The sequence below is a fragment of the Mycobacterium sp. SMC-18 genome (assembly GCF_045310895.1).
Classification (GTDB): domain Bacteria; phylum Actinomycetota; class Actinomycetes; order Mycobacteriales; family Mycobacteriaceae; genus Mycobacterium.
On record NZ_JBJIAL010000022.1, the window covers coordinates 21,574 to 41,217 of the forward strand.

The 19,644-nt window shown below is 67.7% G+C and carries 19 protein-coding genes and 1 tRNA gene; 7 read left to right on the forward strand and 13 right to left on the reverse strand.

Annotated features, from left to right (window positions below; translation table 11 throughout):
* Positions 1-126: 126 nt before the first annotated feature.
* The 5 genes from ACJH6J_RS19080 to metG form a co-directional block, all read right to left on the reverse strand.
* Positions 127-1,380: an aminodeoxychorismate synthase component I gene (locus ACJH6J_RS19080; RefSeq protein ID WP_406804384.1), complete on the reverse strand. Its 1,254-nt coding sequence runs from the start codon at positions 1,378-1,380 to the stop codon at positions 127-129.
* Between the two features lie 13 nt (positions 1,381-1,393).
* A complete protein-coding gene (locus ACJH6J_RS19085; protein WP_212812886.1) occupies positions 1,394-2,311 on the reverse strand; it encodes an RNA polymerase sigma-70 factor in 918 nt (305 codons plus the stop codon).
* Positions 2,308-3,477 (reverse strand): NAD(P)/FAD-dependent oxidoreductase, encoded by a 1,170-nt coding sequence (locus ACJH6J_RS19090; RefSeq protein WP_406804385.1) that lies wholly within the window; start codon positions 3,475-3,477, stop codon positions 2,308-2,310. Before ACJH6J_RS19090 ends, ACJH6J_RS19085 begins: the two co-directional genes overlap by 4 nt.
* Positions 3,478-3,614: 137 nt before the next feature.
* Positions 3,615-4,970: an NADP-specific glutamate dehydrogenase gene (gene gdhA / locus ACJH6J_RS19095; RefSeq protein ID WP_406804386.1), complete on the reverse strand. Its 1,356-nt coding sequence runs from the start codon at positions 4,968-4,970 to the stop codon at positions 3,615-3,617.
* A 9-nt stretch (positions 4,971-4,979) separates the two neighbouring features.
* Positions 4,980-6,533, reverse strand: coding sequence for a methionine--tRNA ligase (gene metG / locus ACJH6J_RS19100; protein WP_133427945.1), 1,554 nt, complete (start codon positions 6,531-6,533; stop codon positions 4,980-4,982).
* A gap of 25 nt (positions 6,534-6,558) precedes the next feature.
* Between metG and ACJH6J_RS19105 the strand changes: the two genes are divergently transcribed.
* From ACJH6J_RS19105 to ACJH6J_RS19135, 7 genes are all read left to right on the forward strand, one after another.
* Complete coding sequence (locus ACJH6J_RS19105; RefSeq protein WP_133427946.1) at positions 6,559-7,392, forward strand: TatD family hydrolase; 834 nt, start codon at positions 6,559-6,561, stop codon at positions 7,390-7,392.
* A 128-nt stretch (positions 7,393-7,520) separates the two neighbouring features.
* A complete protein-coding gene (locus ACJH6J_RS19110; RefSeq protein ID WP_346416158.1) occupies positions 7,521-8,648 on the forward strand; it encodes a transglycosylase family protein in 1,128 nt (375 codons plus the stop codon).
* Positions 8,645-9,565 carry a 16S rRNA (adenine(1518)-N(6)/adenine(1519)-N(6))-dimethyltransferase RsmA gene (rsmA, locus tag ACJH6J_RS19115; RefSeq protein WP_406804387.1) on the forward strand — a complete coding sequence of 307 codons (921 nt, stop codon included), beginning with the start codon at positions 8,645-8,647 and terminating at the stop codon, positions 9,563-9,565. Before ACJH6J_RS19110 ends, rsmA begins: the two co-directional genes overlap by 4 nt.
* 65 nt (positions 9,566-9,630) lie before the next feature.
* Positions 9,631-10,599 (forward strand): 4-(cytidine 5'-diphospho)-2-C-methyl-D-erythritol kinase, encoded by a 969-nt coding sequence (locus ACJH6J_RS19120; RefSeq protein WP_346416160.1) that lies wholly within the window; start codon positions 9,631-9,633, stop codon positions 10,597-10,599.
* Between the two features lie 281 nt (positions 10,600-10,880).
* Positions 10,881-12,518: a fatty acyl-AMP ligase gene (locus ACJH6J_RS19125; RefSeq protein ID WP_346416161.1), complete on the forward strand. Its 1,638-nt coding sequence runs from the start codon at positions 10,881-10,883 to the stop codon at positions 12,516-12,518.
* A 146-nt stretch (positions 12,519-12,664) separates the two neighbouring features.
* Positions 12,665-13,087 carry a hypothetical protein gene (locus tag ACJH6J_RS19130; protein WP_406804388.1) on the forward strand — a complete coding sequence of 141 codons (423 nt, stop codon included), beginning with the start codon at positions 12,665-12,667 and terminating at the stop codon, positions 13,085-13,087.
* Positions 13,088-13,336: 249 nt separating this feature from the next.
* Positions 13,337-13,600 carry a hypothetical protein gene (locus ACJH6J_RS19135; protein ID WP_138248077.1) on the forward strand — a complete coding sequence of 88 codons (264 nt, stop codon included), beginning with the start codon at positions 13,337-13,339 and terminating at the stop codon, positions 13,598-13,600.
* Between the two features lie 77 nt (positions 13,601-13,677).
* Here the strand turns inward: ACJH6J_RS19135 and pth are convergent, their stop codons facing one another.
* From pth to ACJH6J_RS19175, 8 genes are all read right to left on the reverse strand, one after another.
* On the reverse strand, positions 13,678-14,253 hold the full coding sequence (gene pth / locus ACJH6J_RS19140) for an aminoacyl-tRNA hydrolase (RefSeq protein WP_406784528.1): 576 nt from the start codon (positions 14,251-14,253) through the stop codon (positions 13,678-13,680).
* A 6-nt stretch (positions 14,254-14,259) separates the two neighbouring features.
* Entirely contained in the window at positions 14,260-14,928 is a 669-nt protein-coding gene (locus tag ACJH6J_RS19145) for a 50S ribosomal protein L25/general stress protein Ctc (protein WP_318986728.1), read from the reverse strand.
* 151 nt (positions 14,929-15,079) lie between these two features.
* Positions 15,080-15,949, reverse strand: a complete 870-nt coding sequence (locus ACJH6J_RS19150; protein WP_346416164.1) for an oxidoreductase — start codon at positions 15,947-15,949, stop codon at positions 15,080-15,082.
* 24 nt (positions 15,950-15,973) lie between these two features.
* Positions 15,974-16,627, reverse strand: coding sequence for an LpqN/LpqT family lipoprotein (locus ACJH6J_RS19155; protein WP_406804401.1), 654 nt, complete (start codon positions 16,625-16,627; stop codon positions 15,974-15,976).
* Positions 16,628-16,629: 2 nt separating this feature from the next.
* Positions 16,630-16,968 (reverse strand): arsenate reductase (glutaredoxin), encoded by a 339-nt coding sequence (arsC, locus tag ACJH6J_RS19160; protein WP_406804389.1) that lies wholly within the window; start codon positions 16,966-16,968, stop codon positions 16,630-16,632.
* Positions 16,969-17,949: a ribose-phosphate diphosphokinase gene (locus ACJH6J_RS19165; RefSeq protein WP_318986724.1), complete on the reverse strand. Its 981-nt coding sequence runs from the start codon at positions 17,947-17,949 to the stop codon at positions 16,969-16,971.
* 103 nt (positions 17,950-18,052) lie between these two features.
* Complete coding sequence (glmU, locus tag ACJH6J_RS19170) at positions 18,053-19,495, reverse strand: bifunctional UDP-N-acetylglucosamine diphosphorylase/glucosamine-1-phosphate N-acetyltransferase GlmU (RefSeq protein ID WP_406802050.1); 1,443 nt, start codon at positions 19,493-19,495, stop codon at positions 18,053-18,055.
* 38 nt (positions 19,496-19,533) lie between these two features.
* A tRNA-Gln gene (locus ACJH6J_RS19175) sits at positions 19,534-19,605 on the reverse strand.
* Positions 19,606-19,644 lie beyond the last annotated feature (39 nt).

Sequence of the window (19,644 nt, forward strand, 5' to 3'; positions counted from 1 at the left end):
GGCGATCACGAAATTCGCCGCCAATCTCCGCGTGAACCGACCCGACTCGCTTAGGTCGCACTAAGGCCTCGGATCCCAGTCACCAGGTGACTGGGATCCGAGGCCTAAGAGAGTCGGGTAGCTAGATCAGTGTCGATCGACCCAATTTTGTGCAGGGTACCGCCCGCTTGCAGCGGACTGCTCGCGAGACAGGGAGAGGCTGACGGTGGCGGCGGCCTTGTGGAGGCACTCTTCCCATTCGCGGTCCGGGTCGGAGTCGGCGGTGATGCCACCGCCCACCCCCAGGATCGCTCCGCCGTCGGGGTCGAATTCCACGGTGCGGATCGCGACATTGAGTTCGGTGCCGGCCAGGGGTGACGCCAAACCGACCGTCCCGCAATAGATTCCGCGGTCGTACGGCTCCCATTCGGCGAGGAGTTCGCGGGCGCGGCATTTCGGGGTGCCGGTCACCGAGGCGGGCGGGAAGGTGGCGTCCAGCACCGCCGCCATCGGGGTGTCGACCGGAACCCGCGCGGCGACCGTCGACACGAGATGCCAGACGCCCGGCGCGGGCTCGACTGCCAGTAGCTGCGGCACCCGGACGGGCCCGGTCGTCGCGACACGGCTCAGATCATTGCGCACGAGGTCGACGATCATGATGTTCTCGGCGACATCTTTGACCGACGAAGCCAGCTCCGACGGCGGACGATCAAGGGGGAGAGTGCCTTTGATGGGGCTGGAGGTGACGACCTCGCCGCGGCGGCTCAGGAACAGTTCCGGCGACAGGGACGCGACAGCGCCCCACTCGCCTGCGACGAACGCGGCCCGGGCGGGCGCGGTCCGCGTCACCGCGTCGACGAAGAAGTCGATGGGCGTGCCGGACAGCCGTCCGGTGAAACGGGTACAGACGCAGGCCTGGTACACCTCGCCCGCGGCGATCGCGTCGAGGCAGGACAGCACGCCGGCGCGGTGGCCGGCGCGGTCCGGCGCCCGCCAGTCGATCGCGTACGGCGCGGGCACCGCCGGCTCCAGGGCGGCCAGCCAGTCGGGAAGCGCTGCCCCGGAAAGGCTTTCGTACCACCAGTGCCCGGCGGCGTCCTGCCGCAGCACCGAGTCCGACCAGCCGCCGGCAGCCGCCGGGATCCGGTGACCACCGTCCGGGTACGACAGGTAGCCGAACCAGCCGCCACCGATCGCCTCACCGGAACCCGTTGGCGCGTCGAAGACTTCGGTGGCGGCCACCGGCTCGATGGCGACGCTCGGCGCGATGACGGCCGTCGCACCGAACCAGTCACCCAGAAGCGCGGCCGGCGGTGGCAGGCCGCGGCGGGCGGCGGCGTCGGCGACAGCCTTCAACACCCCGGGGGCGTCGCCCAGGTCGGCCAACCGCTCGACTCGCACGCCCCACAGCTTGTCAGACGGTCCGCCGGATCTCCCGCTCGACCAGCACCCCACCGAGCTTGTCGGGGTTGCGCACGGCGTAGAAGTGGCTGATCTTGCCGTCCTCGATCTCGATCAGGATGACGCCCTCGAGTTTCTCGCCGAGGTAGAGCACCAGTGCCGGGGCGCTGTTGTACGTCGCGAGGTCGGCGCGGGCCTCGGGGTAGTCGGCGATGCCGCGCATGAGGCCGAGCAGCAGTCGCCCGACCTTGTCCGGGCCGTAGACCGGTCGCCGGGCGGCGCTGACCTTGCCGTCGCTGTCCGCGGTCCAAGTGACGTTCGGGGCCAGCAGCGTCATCAGGCCGTCCAGATCGCCGGTCGCCGCTGCCGTCAGGAACTGCGTGGTGACCTCGGCGGACTTGGCGGTGTCGGGCGTGTACCGCTTACGCCGGGCCTGGACATGCTCGCGGGCCCGGTGTGCGACCTGGCGCACCGCCGCGGTGGATTTGCCTACGGCCCCGGCGATTTCGTCATAGTCGAACCCGAACACCTCACGCAGCACGAACACGGCCCGTTCGTCGGGGCCCAGAGTCTCCAGGACCACGAGCATCGCCATCGAAACCGACTCGGCGAGAACAACATCCGAGGAGGCGTCGCGCTCGTCGAGTAGCAGCGGCTCGGGTAGCCACGGGCCGACGTACTCCTCGCGGCGGCGAGCGCCGGCCCGCAAGGCATTCAACGCCTGCCGGGTGACCAACTGCGCCAGGTACGACTTGGTGTCCCGCACGGTGTCGAGGTCGACCTCGGCCCACCGCAGGTAGCTGTCCTGCAGCACGTCGTCGGATTCCGTTGCCGAGCCCAGGATTTCGTAGGCGATGGTGAAGAGGAGCGGCCGCAGGTGGGTGAACCGCTCGGCGTGTTCACCCCCTGCGACACTGGCGGAGCCGGTCATGCGCTGACAGTCTCCGCCAGCTGTTCGGCGCGCTTGCCGCCCGTCATCACGAACACCGCGCTCGGCTTATTGGCGACCCGTCGGATCCCCCACAGCGTGCCCTTGCAGATCGCTTCCTTCAGCTTCGCGCCGACCCGACCGCCGATGTAGTAGTTGGTGGAGGAGTCGTCTTTCCGGGCGATCTGGATGGTCGCCAGGTGCCGGCCGAGGCTGACGCACGATCCGACGAACACGGGGTCGAGGGGTTTGGGCTCGGTTCCGGCGATCCGGCTCAGCACGGTCCCCACGGCCGTCACGGTGAGCGGACTCGTCGCCTGGCAGCTCATCCGCAGCGGCTGACCCGACGGTGCGGCAGCGTCGCCGGTGGCGACGATGCGCGGATCGTCGATGCTGGTCATGGTTTCATCGGTCAGCAACCGGCCCAGGTCATCGGTCCGCAGTCCGCTGGCGGCCGCCAGTTGGGGGGTGCCGAAGCCGGCGGTCCACACCGTGACGGCGCTGCTGATGAAGCGCCCGTCGGCGAGGGTCACCCGGTGGGCGCTGACGGCGCTGACGTCGCCCTCGATCACAGTCACGCCCAGCTTGGCCAGGGCCTTGGCCACCGAGCGACGGGCCGGGGCACTCATCGCCGGCGCGAGCTTGTTGCCGACCAGCACGACGTTGCGGCCGGCCTCGGCGAATTCGGCCGCCGCCTCGATGCCGGTCAGCCCGGCACCGATGACCACCAGTGGCGCGGACAGCGGCACGTCCTGCAGTCGCGCTGCCAGCCGCTCCGCCTGCTCGAATTCGGCCAGGGGGTAAGCGAATTCGGCGGCGCCGGGCACCGACGACGGGACGGCGCCAGTGCTGCCGACGGCGTAGATCAGGTAGTCGTAGTCCAGGGTGTCGCCAGACGCCAGCTCGACGGTGCGGGCCGCGGCGTCGATGCGGGTGGCGGTGTCGATCACCACGCGGACGTCGTCGGCGAGGAGGGTGTCGTAGCCGACGGTGGCGTCGTAGTTCCCGGCCGCGTGCTGGTGCAGGCGGATGCGTTCGACGAACTTGGGCCGCGGGTTCACCAGGGTGACGGCCACGTCGTCGCGCATCCGGACGTGATTGGCCGCCAGTGCGCCGGCGTATCCGCCGCCGATGACGACAACGCGGTGGAGCTTCTGGTTTCCGGTCATCACTGCATCTCCTTCGGGGTTGGTTATGCCCTCAAGACACCGGCGGCGCCGAAAGTGTGACAAACGTACCCGCAGATGTGGCCCAGATCACTCGACTCCCGTGCGGACCCTGCGATTGGAAGGGATGAATGCGCAGGTCAGACGACTCCGAGGGCCGACATCGCGTCGGCGACCCGGATGAAGCCGGCGATGTTGGCCCCGGCCATGTAGTTGCCCGGCTGGCCGTATTCGTCGGCGGTGCTCAGGCAGCGGTCGTGGATGCGGCCCATGATCTCGGCCAGCCGCTGCTCGGTCTCCTCGAACGTCCACGAGTCGCGCGACGCGTTCTGCTGCATCTCCAGCGCGCTGGTGGCGACGCCGCCGGCGTTGGCGGCCTTGCCGGGCGCGAACGCGACCTTGGCCTCGGCGAACAGTTTCACCGCCTCCGGGGTGCACGGCATGTTGGCGCCCTCGGCGACGACCTGGCAGCCGGACGCGATCAGTGCCTTCGCGTCGTCGCCGTCCAGCTCGTTCTGCGTCGCGCACGGCAGCGCGATGTCGCACGGTAACTGCCAGACCGAATCGTTCTCGACGAACTGCGCACCGCCGCCGCGCATTTCGGCGTACTCGGAAATCCGGCCGCGGCGCACTTCCTTGAGCTCCTTGAGCAGCTCGAGGTCGACGCCCTTCTCGTCCACGATGTATCCGCTGGAGTCCGAACAGCCGATGACGGTGCCGCCGAGTGCGTGCACCTTCTCGATGGCGTAGATCGCGACGTTGCCGGACCCGGACACCACGACCTGCTTGCCGTCGAAGGATTGCCCGGTGCTGCGCAGGATTTCGTCGACGAAGAACACCGTGCCGTAGCCGGTGGCCTCGGTGCGGACCTGCGAGCCACCCCATGTCAGGCCCTTGCCGGTCAGGACGCCGGACTCGTAGCGGTTGGTGATGCGCTTGTACTGGCCGAACAGGTAGCCGATCTCACGGCCGCCGACGCCGATGTCGCCGGCGGGGACGTCGGTGTACTCACCGATGTGCCGGTACAGCTCGGTCATGAACGACTGACAGAACCGCATCACCTCGTTCTTGGAGCGGCCTTTGGGGTCGAAGTCCGACCCGCCCTTGCCGCCGCCGATGGGCAGACCGGTCAGTGAGTTCTTGAAAATCTGCTCGAAGCCAAGGAATTTCACGATGCCCAGGTACACCGACGGATGGAACCGCAGGCCGCCCTTGAACGGGCCCAGCGCGGAGTTGAACTCGACGCGGAAGCCTCGGTTGATCTGTTCGGCGCCGGCGTCATCGATCCACGGCACGCGGAAGATGATCTGCCGCTCGGGCTCGAACAGCCGTCGGATGATGGCGGTGTCGGAGTACTCGGGGTGCTTGTCGACGACCGGGCCCAGGCTCGTCAGAACCTCGTAGACGGCTTGGTGGAACTCGATCTCGCCGGCGTTGCGGCGGGTGACTTCCTCGTAGACGTCGTGCAGCCGCTCGTGTAAGCCGTCCTGCGCCATATCTTTTCGTTACTCCTTGGTCTCCGCTTGATAGCGGGGAAATACGCCTTCGGGTGTCGGTAGCACCGTCCCCGGTGCCAGCCGGGTACCCAGGGCACGGAAGTCCCGTGCCGAGGCGTCCTGCCCAAGAAGGTCGAGCAGCTTCCCCCCGGACTCCGGCATCACCGGCTGCACCAGCAGCGCGGCGATCCGGACCGCCTCCAGCGTCGTGTATAGCACTGTGCCGAAGCGGGTCTGGTCCGACTCAGCGGGAGACTTGCGCAGCACCCACGGTTCTTCGGCCGAGAAGTAGCGGTTGGCGGCACCGAGCATCTGCCAGATGGCCTCCAGGGCCAGATGCATCGCCGGCACGTCGTAGTGCGCCCGCACCTGCTCGAGCAGCGCGTCGGCCTGCTTGAGCAACTCGAGGTCGGCGGCGGTGAATTCGCCTGGCTCCGGCACGATTCCGCCGAGGTTCTTGTTCACCATCGACAGCGAGCGCTGTGCCAGGTTGCCCAGTTCGTTGGCCAGGTCGGCGTTGATGCGGCCGATGATGGCTTCCTCGCTGTAGCTGCCGTCCTGGCCGAAGGACACCTCGCGCAGGAAGAAGTAGCGCACCTGGTCCAGGCCGAAGGCGTCGATCAGCGCGATGGGATCCACCACGTTGCCCACCGACTTGCTCATCTTCTCGCCCTTGACATTGATGAAGCCGTGCGCGAAAACCCGCTCCGGAAGGGCGATTCCAGCCGACATCAGGAACGCCGGCCAGTAGACGCTGTGGAACCGGATGATGTCCTTGCCGATCATGTGCAGATTCGCCGGCCAGTACTTGCCGAAGTCCTCGGCGGCGGTGTCCGGAAAGCCCACGCCCGTAAGGTAATTCGTCAACGCGTCGACCCACACGTACATGACGTGCTCGGGGTGGTCGGGTACCGGGACGCCCCAGTCGAACGTGGTGCGCGAGATCGACAGGTCCTTGAGCCCGCCCGAGACGAAGCTGACGATCTCGTTGCGCCGCACATCGGGTCCGATGAATTCGGGATGCGCTTCGTAGTGCGCCAGCAGCCGGTCGGTGTAGGCCGACAGCTTGAAGAAGTAGGTCTGCTCCTCGGTCCACGTGACGGGCGTGCCGGTCTCGATGGCGAACCGGCTGCCGTCGCGCACCTCGGTCTCGTCCTCGGCGAAGAAGCGCTCGTCGCGGATCGAGTACCAGCCGGCGTACGTGCCGAGGTAGATGTCCCCGGCCTCGTTCATCCGGCGCCAGATTTCCTTGGACGCCTCGTAGTGGTCGGCGTCGGACGTCCGGATGAACCGGTCGAAGGAGATGTTGAGCTTCTCCTGCAGCGCCTGGAACACGTCGGAGTTGCGCGTGGCCAGCTCCGCGGCGGTGATGCCTTCGGCCGCCGCGGCCTCGGCCATCTTCTGGCCGTGCACGTCGGTACCGGTCAGGTAGCGGACGTCGAAGCCGTCGAGCCGCTTGAACCGGGCGATCGCGTCGGTGGCGATGTACTCATACGCGTGCCCGATGTGCGGTGCGCCGTTCGGGTACGCGATGGCGGTGGTGATGTAGAAAGGCTCACTCATTTGGGTCTCACTTTAGGGTGTCGCTGTGAGCGCCAAACGAGAGAAGCCGCCCGCCCCGGAACCACTGCCCGGACTGATCGACGCGCACACCCACCTGGACGCCTGTGGCGCCACCGACGCGGCGAGCATCAAAGAAATCCTGGACCGTGCCGAAGCCGTCGGCGTCGAGAAGGTCGTCACCATCGCCGACGATCTCGAGGCGGCCGAGTGGGCCGTCGGCGCCGCGCATGCCGATCCGCGTGTGTACGCCGCCGTCGCGCTGCATCCGACCCGTGCCAACGCCCTCGACGACCAGGCCAGACGCACCCTGGAAGGCCTGGCCGCCGACCCGCGTGTGGTCGCGGTGGGGGAGACCGGCATCGACATGTACTGGCCCGGCAAGCTCGACGGTTGCGCCGACGAGGCGACGCAGCGCGAGGCCTTCGCCTGGCACATCGACCTGGCCAAACGGGTCGGCAAGCCGCTGATGATCCACAACCGGGACGGCGACGCCGAGGTCCTCGACGTGCTGAGGTCCGAGGGCGCGCCGGAGACGGTGATCTTCCACTGCTTCTCGTCGGACGCCGCGATGGCCCGCACCTGCGCTGATCACGGCTGGCTCATGAGTCTGTCCGGCACCGTCAGCTTCCGGAACGCGCATGCGCTGCGGGAGGCGGCCGCGATCATCCCGGCGGAGCTGTTGCTCGTCGAAACCGACGCGCCGTTCCTGACGCCGCACCCGTTCCGCGGCGCGCCCAACGAGTCGTACTGCCTGCCGTACACGGTCCGCGCACTGGCCGAGATCCGGAATTCTTCAGCGGCCGAAATTGCCGCGGTGACCTCGGAAAACGCTTCGAAAAGCTATGGACTGTATCATTAGTCCAAGTTGCCGCCTCCCGGGGACGTTCGTTACCGTTCTGTGATCAACCCGGTCGAGGTGGCTTTCATGTGGTCACCGCGGCCGCTGCTCGGGGCCACCCCGGGCTCGATAGACACGGGATTGACGCCTTGAACGTTCTGAACAAATTGCATGATGCGCGCTCGCCGATGCTGCGTGGCGTGACCGGGGCCTTCCTCGCCACGCTGACCGTCGCAGGCGGGTTCGCCGTCGCGAACCACAAGACCGTCACCCTCACCATCGACGGCGCACCGATGACGGTGCAGACCATGAAGACCCGCATCGGCGACGTCCTGACCGAGAACGGCTTCACCGTCGGCGAGCGCGACGACCTGTTCCCCGCGGCCGACCAGGACGTGCACGACGCCGAGAACATCGTGCTGCGCCGCAGCCGCCCGCTCGAGATTTCGCTGGACGGCCAGGGCACGCGTCAGGTGTGGACCACCGCCGCCACCGTGCAGGACGCCCTCAAGCAGCTGTCCATGACCGACACCGCGCCCGTCGCGGCCGACCGCGCCACCCGCGTGCCGCTGGCCGGCATGTCGCTGCCCGTGGTCAGCGCCCGCAACGTGACCATCGTCGACGGCGGTGTGCCGCGCCAGGTGCACCTGGCCGCGGCCAACGTGGCCGGGCTGCTGGCCGAGGCCGGCGTGCCGCTGGAGCAGCGCGACACCGTCGTCCCCGCGGCATCCACGCCGGTGACCGAGGGCATGCAGATCGATGTGACCCGGATCCGGCTGCAGCAGGTGACCATGGAATCGCCGCTGCCCCCGACCATGAACACGGTGCCCGACCCGGCGCTCAACATGAGCCGCAAGGTGGTCGACGATCCGGGCCAGCCCGGCACGCAGAACGTGACGTTCGCCGTTGCCACGGTCAACGGTGTCGAGACCGGTCGGCTGCCGGTCTCCAATCAGGTGCTGACCCCGGCGCGGGACGGCGTCCTGCGCGTCGGCGCCAAGCCCGGCACCGAGGTGCCGCCGGTGACGCAAGGGGCTGCCTGGGATGCACTGGCGCGTTGCGAGTCCACCGGCAACTGGGCCATCAATACGGGCAACGGTTTTTACGGCGGAGTCCAATTTGATCAGAACACCTGGGAGCGGCAGGGCGGTCTGCGTTATGCTGCGAGAGCTGATCTTGCGACACGTGAAGAGCAGATCGCGATTGCTGAAGTGACGCGAGCCCGCCAAGGTTGGGGTGCCTGGCCAGTGTGTAGCGGGAGAATTGGGGCACGATGACGATCCGGCTACTCGGTCGAACCGAAATCCGGCATCTGGCAAAAGAGCTTGATTTCCGGCCGCGTAAGGCCTTCGGACAGAACTTCGTGCATGACGCCAACACGGTGCGCCGCATCGTGTCGGCATCCGGGGTCAACCGGCAGTCCCACGTCTTGGAGGTCGGCCCGGGTCTGGGCTCGCTGACGCTGGCGCTGCTGGACCGCGGCGCGAAGGTGACGGCCGTCGAGATCGACCCGGTGCTGGCCCGCCAGCTGCCGACCACGGTCGCCGAGCACTCCCACAGCGAGATCGGCCGGTTGACGGTGATCAACCGCGACGTGCTCGACCTCATGCCGTCCGACCTGGAAGAGCAGCCGACCGCGCTGGTCGCCAACCTGCCGTACAACGTCGCGGTGCCGGCAATCCTGCACCTGCTCTCGGAATTCCCGACCATCCGCACCGTCATGGTGATGGTCCAGGCCGAGGTCGCCGAGCGGCTCGCCGCCGACCCCGGCACCAAGGACTACGGGGTGCCCAGCGCCAAGGTGCGGTTCTTCGGCAACGTCCGGCGCTACGGCATGGTGTCGCCGACGGTGTTCTGGCCCATCCCGCGGGTCTACTCGGGCCTGGTCCGGATCGACCGGCACGAGACGTCGCCGTGGCCGACCGACGACAACTTCCGCTCGCAGGTTTTCGACCTGATCGACATCGCGTTCGCGCAGCGGCGCAAGACGTCGCGCAACGCGTTCGCCGAGTGGGCGGGTTCGGGCAATGCCTCGGCCGAGCGCCTGCTGGCCGCCAGCATCGATCCGGCACGTCGTGGCGAGACCCTGGCGATCGCCGACTTCGTGCGGCTGCTGCAGCGTTCGGGCGAGCTGGACCGCGAGCAGCGCGCCACGGCCCCGGAGCCTGAGCAGCAGGTCGACGCCACCCACTGAGGCCGGCGGGCAGGCTTTTCCACACTTGGTGTTGTGGCTCTCGCCGCGGGCGTTAATGTCGTGGCGTGTCTACGTCGGATGGAAACACTGCTTCTGAGTGGGTACCCACAGGCTCGGTGACCGTCCGCGTGCCGGGCAAGGTGAACCTGTACCTCGGTGTCGGTGACTGTCGCGATGACGGCTATCACGAGCTCACCACGGTGTTCCACGCCGTCTCCCTGTTCGACGAGGTGACCGTTCGCAACGCGGACCTGTTGTCACTGGAGATGTTCGGCGACGGCGCCGAGGGCCTGCCGACCGACCACCGCAATCTCGCCTGGCAGGCTGCCGAACTCATGGCCGAGCACGTCGGCCGCGCGCCCGACGTCGCGATCTCGATCGACAAGTCCATCCCGGTGGCCGGCGGCATGGCCGGCGGCAGCGCCGACGCGGCCGCCGTGCTGGTCGCCATGAACAACCTCTGGGAGCTGGGTGTGCCCCGCAGGGACCTGCATGCGCTGGCCGCCCGGCTCGGCAGCGACGTCCCGTTCGCGCTGCACGGTGGCACCGCGCTGGGCACCGGCCGCGGCGAGCAGTTGGCCACGGTGCTGGCGCGGAGCACGTTCCACTGGGTGCTGGCGTTTGCCGAGGGTGGGCTGTCCACGCCGAAGGTTTTCGCCGAGCTGGACAACCTGCGGGCCGACGGGCGCAAGGGCGGCCCGCCGGCGCTGGACGATCCCGAGCCGTTGCTGACCGCGCTGGCCTCGGGCGATCCGAGGGAGCTGGCGCCGCTGCTGGGCAACGATCTGCAGGCCGCGGCCGTCAGCCTGGACACCGGGCTGCGGCGCACGCTGCGCGCGGGCGTCGAAGCCGGTGCCCTGGCGGGCATCGTCTCCGGTTCCGGCCCCACCTGCGCGTTCCTGTGCGCCTCCGCCGAGGACGCCGTCGAGGTCGGCACCCAGCTTTCCGGTGCCGGGGTATGCCGCACGGTGCGTGTCGCCAGCGGCCCGGTGCACGGCGCCAGAGTGGTGCCGGCGCCCAGCAAGCAGGCCTGAGCCGGTGTGACTCAGCACTCAATTCGGCCAACAGTTTGTTAGCTACTTAAGAGTCTCTTAAGATGATCGATGGTGTATGCCAGCGGCTAGGCGTGGAACGCAATGGTTTTTCTCACCGGCGGTGTCGGTGGGCGGATGCGCAGCGCCGGAGTCATGGCAGCGGAGCCATCGATTCGAGATATAACCGCGGCCGAATTGTGCGTGCGCGCCTCTACAAGTGCGCCTGGCACCGGACGGACTATGGAACGACGGGCAGTGGCGCCTGACGTCAGGAGGTTGTCGTGAGCCGATTTACCGACAAGATGTACAACAACGCTCGTACATCGCAGCGGGGCATGGTCACCGGTGAGCCGCACGAGCCGGTGCGCCACACCTGGGGTGAGGTCCATGAGCGGGCCCGCCGTATCGCAGGCGGCCTGGCGGCCGCCGGCATCGGTCACGGCGACAAGATCGGCGTGCTGGCCGGTTTCCCGGTGGAGATCGCCCCGACCGTGCAGGGCATCTGGATGCGCGGCGGCAGCCTCACCATGCTGCACCAGCCGACGCCCCGTACCGATCTGGCCGTCTGGGCTGAAGACACCATGAATGTCATCAGCATGATCGAGGCCAAGGCCGTCATCGTCTCCGAGCCGTTCCTGGTGGCCATCCCGGTGCTGGAGGAGAAGGGCCTGCAGGTCCTCAAGGTCGGCGATCTGCTCGCTGCCGAGCCCATCGACCCCGTCGAGACCGGTGAAGACGATCTCGCGCTGATGCAGCTGACCTCGGGTTCGACCGGGTCGCCGAAGGCCGTGCAGATCACGCACCGCAACATCTACTCCAACGCCGAGGCCATGTTCATCGGCGCCGAGTACGACGTCGACAAGGACGTCATGGTCAGCTGGTTGCCGTGCTTCCACGACATGGGCATGGTCGGCTTCCTGACCATCCCGATGTACTTCGGCGCCGAGCTGGTCAAGGTCACGCCCATGGACTTCCTGCGCGACACCCTGCTGTGGGCCAAGCTGATCGACAAGTACAAGGGCACCATGACGGCGGCCCCGAACTTCGCCTACGCCCTGTTCGCCAAGCGGCTGCGCCGCCAGGCCAAGCCGGGCGAATATGACCTCTCCACGCTCCGGTTCGCGCTGTCCGGCGCCGAGCCCGTCGACCCCGCCGACGTCGAGGACCTCATCGACGCCGGCAAGCCGTTCGGCCTGAAGGCCTCGGCCATCCTGCCGGCCTACGGCATGGCCGAGACCTGCCTTGCCGTGTCGTTCTCGCCGTGCAACGCCGGCCTGGTCGTCGATGAGGTCGACGCCGACCTGCTGGCCGCCCTGCGGCGCGCCGTGCCGGCATCCAAGGGCAACACGCGTCGCCTCGCATCGCTGGGCCCGCTGCTGCGCGACCTCGAGGCCCGCGTCGTCGACGAGGACGGCAACGTCCTGCCCGAGCGCGGTGTCGGCGTCATCCAGCTGCGCGGCGAATCGGTGACCCCCGGTTACATCACCATGGCCGGCTTCCTGCCGACGCAGGACGAGAACGGTTGGTACGACACCGGTGACCTTGGGTACATCACCGAGGAGCAGAACATCGTGGTGTGTGGCCGCGTGAAGGACGTCATCATCATGGCGGGCCGCAACATCTACCCGACGGACATCGAACGCGCGGCGGGCCGGGTGGAAGGTGTGCGCCCGGGCTGCGCCGTCGCGGTGCGCCTGGATGCCGGTCATTCGCGAGAGACCTTCGCCGTCGCGGTCGAGTCCAACGCCTGGCAGGACCCGGCGGAGGTGCGCCGGATCGAGCATCAGGTGGCGCACGAGGTCGTGACCGAGGTCGACGTGCGGCCGCGCAACGTGGTCGTGCTGGGCCCCGGCACCATCCCGAAGACCCCGTCCGGCAAGCTCCGTCGCGCCAACTCGGTGGAACTCGTCACCGGCTAGGTTTGTGAAGTCGTGAAAACCCCTGATCTCCAAGGAGATCGGGGGTTTTTACGTTTTCCACACGGATGGGCTTGCCCGCTACGCTGAGCGAAAGCTGTGAACCCCGGGTAATCTCGCCAATTACCGACGAGAGGACCGGCGTATTCATGAGGCGTGTCGTTGCGGCCCTGGCTGCAGTGCTCGGCGCGGGCGCCATCGCCGCGGTACCCGGTTGCGCCGACGGCTCGGCGGGCGTGCTCGGGAAGCCGAACAACATTGCCGCAGCGGTCGGTTCCGGTGTCCGGGGCGGCGTCATCGTCGGCTTCACCGCCACCGGGCCTGACGTCCGTGCGGCCTCCGTGGCAGTGATCGCGGCGTGTAACCGGGCCGGCGCCGACCAGTGCACGAGCGACGAGGCCACCAACGATCGGTTGTGCATCGTCAACGTGCACGCCCCCGAGAGCGGTGTCGTGGCCGGCGGCGCCGGGCCGACGATCGAGGACGCCCGCCGCGACGCGTTCAACCGGGCGGCGGCGAACAACACTCCTCTTGCTGCGGACTCACCCACACTGGTGTCGTCGTGCCCGTGAACTGAGGCACGCATGCAGCGGTCGTGACGAATTCCGTTGCATGCGAAAGTTCCTCGGCCATCCGGTGACGTTGCTCACCGCCTTTTTCAAGATCGCCAGGTCACCGCATTTCGGCTGCTCACGGACATGTGAGTTTGCCATGAGTTCATGGCACGGTCACATGGCCGAAACATATAGTCGAACTAACATGCGGGGGCCAGAAGGCAGGCTGAGAGACAGACGGCCTTCCCCCGAAAGTGAGAAGGTGACATGACTCATCAAGGCAAGCGCACGATGGCAGCTCTGCTGGTGGGCCTGGCCTCGGTCAGCGGCATCATGGCGCCCGTCGCAGGTGCCCGCCCGACCTGTCAGGACTCCGGCGCAACCTCCACCTGTGAGACCAACGGCAGCGTCGCGATCAAGGCGACCCCGGGCGTCCGTACCCAGGACACCACCCAGAGTTCGCGCGTGGGCGCGCAGGGCCGCCGCAACTGCTACACCGATGCCGTTGACCGGCAACACATCTGCGGATAGTTCTTTCGCGACCAGTACGCGAAAACCCCCAAATTCGGTGGAATTTGGGGGTTTTCGTGGTTTTACGGCCGGAATGGCTACCAGGCGTGGACGGTGTTCTGCGCCGCCTCGACGCCGTGCTGCAGTAGCAGTTCCGTTGCGTCGGCGGCTTGTTCGAGAATGGTGCCCAGTTCGGGCCGTTCCCTCGAATTGAAGTTCTCCAGCACGAACGCCGCCGGGTCCTGACGCCCCGGTGGGCGGCCGACGCCGATGCGGACGCGCTGAAAATCCTTGGTGCCCAAGGCCGAAGCCACGGACCTCAGGCCATTGTGGCCGCCCTCGCCGCCACCGAATTTGAGCCGGATGCGGCCGAAATCGATGTCCAACTCGTCGTGGAGCACCACGACATCGGCGGGCGCGACCGAATAGAACTTCGCCAAAGGCCCGACGTGCCTGCCGGATTCGTTCATGTAGGTGCGCGGCTTGGCGAGCACCACGGACCGGCCTCCCAGCCGGCCCGTGGTGACCTCAGCTCCGGATTTCTTGTGCACCTTGAATCCTGAGCCGATGCGCTCGGCCAGGATGTCGGCAACCAGAAATCCAACGTTGTGCCGCGTTGTTTCGTAGCGCGGCCCAGGATTGCCCAGGCCGACCACCAGCAGTGGCTCGGCCAAAGCGGACTACTCCGACTCGGCAGCAGCCTCTTCGGCCGCCTCGCCCTCGGCAGCGGCCTCTTCGCCCGAAGCGGCCTCTTCCTCGCCGGCGCCCTCGGCGTCCAGGTCCTCGGCGGTCGGCGCGGTGACGACGTTGACGACCAGGGTCTCGGCGTCGGTCACCAGGGTGACGCCCTTGGGCAGCTCGACCTGGCCGGCCAGGATCTGGGTGCCGGCCTCGACGCCCTCGACCGAAATGGTCAGCGACTCGGGGATCGACAGGGCCTCGGCCTCGATCTGGATGGTGTTGGCGTCCTGGGTGACCAGGGTGCCGGGGGCGGCGTCGCCCTCGACGAGGACGTTCACGTCGACGGTGACCTTCTCGCCACGCTTCACGACGATCAGGTCGGCGTGCTCGATGTTGCGCTTGATCGGGTGAACGACGACCTGCTTGGTCAGCGCGAGCTGCTCCTTGCCGGCGATGTCCAGGGTCAGCACCGCGTTGGTGCCCGAGTTACGCAGCACGGCAGCGAAGTCGTGGGCGTTAATCTCGAGGTGCTGGGGGTCGGTGCCGTGGCCGTACAGGACAACGGGCACGCGGCCTTCGCGACGGGCCAGACGCGAGGCGCCCTTGCCGGTCCGGGTGCGGACCGCAGCGGTCAGATTGTTCGAGGTGGGGGCCGCGTTCTTGGCCATGTGAATCGCTCCTGATGCCGTATCTACTGGGTGGCACGGCCAGGGCTGGGATATCTGCGCACATACGTGCTGTGAATTCCCGTCGATAACGGTGGCCCGAAATCGGACCGACCCTCGCCGTGATCGTGAGCCAGACTAGCGGAAACGCCCCTTACAGCGGAAATTCAGTGGCAGTGAGCTGGGCAGACAGGTCCCAGAGCGCCGTCGCGGTGCGCGCCGAACGGGCGGCCGGCTTGATCAGCTGGGTGGGGCCGGTCGGCCCACGGAAGCCGAATTTCGGGCCGACGAACGTGTTGCCCGGCAGGTCCTGCGACGCCGCGAACAGCGTCTGGCGCGCACCGAAGGACGCGTCGGTGGCGATCTTGTTGGCGGCGAGCCAGAACTTGTCGCCGAACTCATTGCCGGTGTGGCCCTGCAGGTTGGTGGCCGAGTAGCCCGGGTGCGCGGCCAGCGCCCGGACGGGCGAGCCCGCGATCGACAGCCGGCGCTGCAGGTCTTTGGTGAACAGCAGATTCGCCAGCTTCGACTGCCCATACGCCAGCCAGGCCGAGTACGGCCGCGACTTCCAGTTCAGGTCTTTGAGGCTGATGTAGCCCAGCAGGTGCAGCTCGGACGACACCGTGACGACGCGGTCGGTGATCTTGGGCAGCAGCAGGTTGGTCAGGGCGAAGTGGCCCAGGTGGTTGGTGCCGATCTGGCTCTCGAAACCGTCCTCGGTCACCGAGAAGGGCACCGCCATGATGCCGGCGTTGTTGATCAGGACATCGACCTTGTCGACCCCGGCGGCGAACTCACGCACCGAGGCCAGGCTCTGCAGATCGAGCGGACGGACCTCGACGTCGCCGGTCATGCCCGCGGCCGCGGCGTCGCCTTTGGCGGTGTTGCGGCAGGCCAGGATGACCTTGGCGCCCACGCCGGCCAGCTCACGGGCGGTGACCTCGCCGAGGCCACTGTTGGCCCCGGTGACGATGACGGTGCGGCCGGCGAAGGAAGGAAGGTCCGCGGCGGTCCATTCGCTCATGACGGCGAGCTTAGTGCGGCGCCGCTACTTCGGTCCGACGGAGAAGCCCTTGATGATCGTCTCGATGTCGCCGGCCTGCTCCTTGGCCTGTTCGGCGTACGTCGTGACGGTCAGCTGGATCAGGTAGTGGATGCCCGGGCGCGGCGGCGACGGCTGGGCGATCACGATCCGGTTGTACGACTGCATCCGGCGGTTGTGCAGGTCGTAGCTGCCCTCGATCATGGCCGACGGATAACCCTGGAAGTCCTCGCTCGAGCTGTAGAGCTTCTTGAAGTTCTCGGACAGCAGCGCGTCGGCGTCGGAGTGCTTGAGGGCGTCCTTGACGTCGAAGTCGCCGGACAGCTGGAACACCATCAGCATCGCCAGGGGATAGGTGTCGTTCTTGGCGATCGTCACGGTGCCGGGCGAGTAGTTGAGGTTCTTGTAGCCCGTCCAGCCCGGTGGCCGCGGCAGCGACACCTTGAGGTCGGTGAGCTGGTCCGGGACGACCTGCTTGCTCTGCACGCCGAGCTTGTTGAGGTAGTCGGGGAACGGGATCAGGCTGGCCTTGTCCACCGGAGTCGCGCTGGTGGTCGGCGTCGTCGACCAGATCGACTTGTAGTCAGGCGTTTTCGCGTCGCATGCGGCGAGGGTGAGAGCGGTCGCAATGGACAGCACCGCCCCACCGATCCGCTGCAGGATCACAGAATCTCGCGGACCGCGTCGATCGGGCGGGCCAGCCGGGTGCCCTTGTCGGTGACGACGAAGGGCCGCTCGATCAGGATCGGGTGCTCCGCCATGGCGTCGAGCAACTGCTCGTCGGTGGCCTCGGCCAGATTCAGCTCGGCGTAGAGGGCTTCACGCTTGCGCACCGCGGTGCGCACGTCGATGCCCGCATCCTCGATCATCGCCGTGAGCTCGGCCCGGGTCGGCGGCGTCTTCAGATACTGCACGACCTCGGGCTCAACGCCGTTCTCCCGCAACAGATCCAGCGTCTTGCGGGAGGTCGAGCACTTCGGGTTGTGGTAAATCCGGGCCATTTAGGCGGATCCGTCGAAAAGGCCGGTGACCGAGCCGTTTTCGAACACCGCGCGGATGGTCGAGGCCAGCAGCGGCGCGATCGACAGCACGGTCAGGGCGTCGAACTGCTTGTCCGGCGTGATGGGCAGCGTGTTGGTGACGATGACCTCGCGGGCGCCACAGTCGGCGAGGCGCTGGGCCGCCGGGTCGGACAGCACGCCGTGCGTGGCGGCGATGATGACGTCCTTGGCGCCGTCTTCGCGCAGCAGCTTCACGGCGCCGGCGATGGTGCCACCGGTGTCGATCATGTCGTCGGTCAGGATGCAGGTCTTGCCCTTGACCTCACCGACGACGCGGTTGGCCTTGACCTGGTTGGGGACCAGCGGATCGCGGGTCTTGTGGATGAAGGCCAGGGGCACGCCGCCCAGCGAGTCGGCCCACTTCTCGGCGACGCGCACGCGGCCGGAGTCGGGGGAGACCACGACGAGGTCGGAGTCGGAGTACTTGTCACCGATGTAGCCGCACAGCAGGGACTGGCCGCGCATGTGGTCGACCGGACCGTCGAAGAAGCCCTGAATCTGGTCGGTGTGCAGGTCGACCGAGACGATGCGGTCGGCGCCGGCGGTCTTGAGCAGGTCGGCGACCAGGCGGGCCGAGATGGGCTCGCGGCCGCGGTGCTTCTTGTCCTGGCGCGCGTACGGGTAGAACGGCAGGATCGCGGTGATCCGCTTGGCCGACCCGCGCTTGAGCGCGTCGATCATGATGAGCTGTTCCATCAGCCAGTGGTTCAGCGGCGCGGGGTGGCTCTGCAGCACGAAGGCGTCACTGCCGCGCACCGACTCGTCGAAACGGACGAAGATCTCGCCGTTCGCGAAGTCCCGGGATGTCTGCGGGGTGACCTCGACGCCGAGCTCTTTGGCCACCTGTTCGGCCAGTTCGGGGTGCGCGCGCCCCGAGAAGAGCATCAGATTTTTGCGGTTGTCGGTCCAGTCCGTGGCCACTGTGTGCTGCTTTCGCGGTGGGGGATCGATACGCGGTAATGGTACTTGCCGGTAACCCGGAACTGTTGCCGGGTTACCAGAACACCAACAACAAACATCGAGCTCAGCTCTCGCCGCGCGCTTTCCGGGCTGCGGCTGCGGCCTTCGAGTCGGGGCGTTTGCGCTCGACCCAGCCTTCGATGTTGCGCTGCTCACCCTTCGAGACGGCCAGCGCGCCGGGCGGCACGTCCTCGCGGACCACGGTGCCGGCGCCGGTGTAGGCGCCGTCGCCGACGGTCACGGGTGCGACGAACATGGTGTCCGAGCCCGTGCGCACGTGCGAACCGATGGTGGTGCGGTTCTTGTTCTCGCCGTCGTAGTTGACGAAGACGCTGGACGCGCCGATGTTGCTGTACTCGCCGATGTCGGCGTCCCCGACGTAGGTCAGGTGCGGCACCTTGGTGCCGGTGCCGATCTTCGAGTTCTTGACCTCGACGAACGCGCCCAGCTTGCCGTCGGCGCCCAGCTCGGTGCCGGGCCGCAGGTACGTGAACGGCCCGACGGTGGCGCCGGCGCCGATGACGGCCAGCTGCCCGTGGGTGCGGATCACCTCGGCGCCGTCACCGACCTCCATGTCGGTCAGCGTCGTGTCGGGGCCGATGACGCAGTTCGCGCCGACGTCGGTGGCGCCCAGCAGCTGGGTGCACTGCTTGACGACGGTGTCGCGGCCGATGCTCACGTCGACGTCGATCCAGGTGGTGGCCGGGTCGATGATCGTGACGCCCGCGCGCTGATGCCCGGCGATGATGCGGCGGTTCAGCTCGGCGGCCACCTCGGACAGTTGCACGCGGTCGTTGACACCGGAGACCTGTGCGCTGTCGTCGACGTGGTGGGCCCGGACGATCTGGCCGTCGCCGCGCACGATCGCGATGGCGTCGGTGAGGTAGAGCTCCTGTTGGGCGTTGTCCGAGCGCAGCCGGCTCAGCGCCGACCGCAGGGCTGCCGCGTCGAACGCGTACACCCCGGAGTTCACCTCGCGGATGGCGCGCTGGGATTCGGTGGCGTCGGCCTGCTCGACGATGCCGATCACCTCGTGGTCCTGCGTGCGCAGGATGCGGCCGTAGCCCGTCGGGTTGGTGACGGTGGTGGTCAGCACCGTGGCAGCCGCGGTGGCGGCGGCGTGGGTGTCGACGAGGTCGGCAAGGGTGTCGGCGCCGAGCAACGGCACATCACCCGCGGTGACGACGACGGTGCCGGCGAAGTCCTCGGGCAGTGCGGACAGCCCGCAGCTGACGGCGTGCCCGGTGCCGAGCTGTTGGTCCTGGATGGCGACGGTGACGCTGCGCCCGAGGCCGCCCGCGATCTCGTGCACATGGGCGGTGACGCGCTCGCGCTCCTTACCGACCACCACGACCAGGTGCGTCGGGTTGACCTTGGCCACGGCATGTAGCGCGTGCGCCAGCATGCTGCGGCCGGCCAGCGTATGCAGGACCTTCGGGATGTCGGAGCGCATCCGGGTGCCCGACCCAGCTGCCAGAACGATGACAGCGGCTTCGCCTCGAGTCACGTACGCCTCTCTCTACGCCGCATCGCGCTTTGAACTTGCTCCGTCGCCAGGACTCGAACCTGAACTATCTGAACCAAAATCAGAGGTGCTGCCGATTACACCACGACGGATTACTCGCCAGAGACTCTAGTGCAAGCGGATACGCTGGC

What these genes read in the sequence shown, in the direction of transcription:
- ACJH6J_RS19085 (WP_212812886.1), bottom strand. Translation starts at nt 2,311, where the DNA reads ATGACCGGCTCCGCCAGTGTCGCAGGGGGTGAACACGCCGAGCGGTTC.
- ACJH6J_RS19090 (WP_406804385.1), bottom strand. Translation starts at nt 3,477, where the DNA reads ATGACCGGAAACCAGAAGCTCCACCGCGTTGTCGTCATCGGCGGCGGA.
- gdhA (WP_406804386.1), bottom strand. Translation starts at nt 4,970, where the DNA reads ATGGCGCAGGACGGCTTACACGAGCGGCTGCACGACGTCTACGAGGAA.
- metG (WP_133427945.1), bottom strand. Translation starts at nt 6,533, where the DNA reads ATGAGTGAGCCTTTCTACATCACCACCGCCATCGCGTACCCGAACGGC.
- rsmA (WP_406804387.1), top strand. Translation starts at nt 8,645, where the DNA reads ATGACGATCCGGCTACTCGGTCGAACCGAAATCCGGCATCTGGCAAAA.
- ACJH6J_RS19130 (WP_406804388.1), top strand. Translation starts at nt 12,665, where the DNA reads ATGAGGCGTGTCGTTGCGGCCCTGGCTGCAGTGCTCGGCGCGGGCGCC.
- ACJH6J_RS19135 (WP_138248077.1), top strand. Translation starts at nt 13,337, where the DNA reads ATGACTCATCAAGGCAAGCGCACGATGGCAGCTCTGCTGGTGGGCCTG.
- ACJH6J_RS19145 (WP_318986728.1), bottom strand. Translation starts at nt 14,928, where the DNA reads ATGGCCAAGAACGCGGCCCCCACCTCGAACAATCTGACCGCTGCGGTC.
- ACJH6J_RS19150 (WP_346416164.1), bottom strand. Translation starts at nt 15,949, where the DNA reads ATGAGCGAATGGACCGCCGCGGACCTTCCTTCCTTCGCCGGCCGCACC.
- arsC (WP_406804389.1), bottom strand. Translation starts at nt 16,968, where the DNA reads ATGGCCCGGATTTACCACAACCCGAAGTGCTCGACCTCCCGCAAGACG.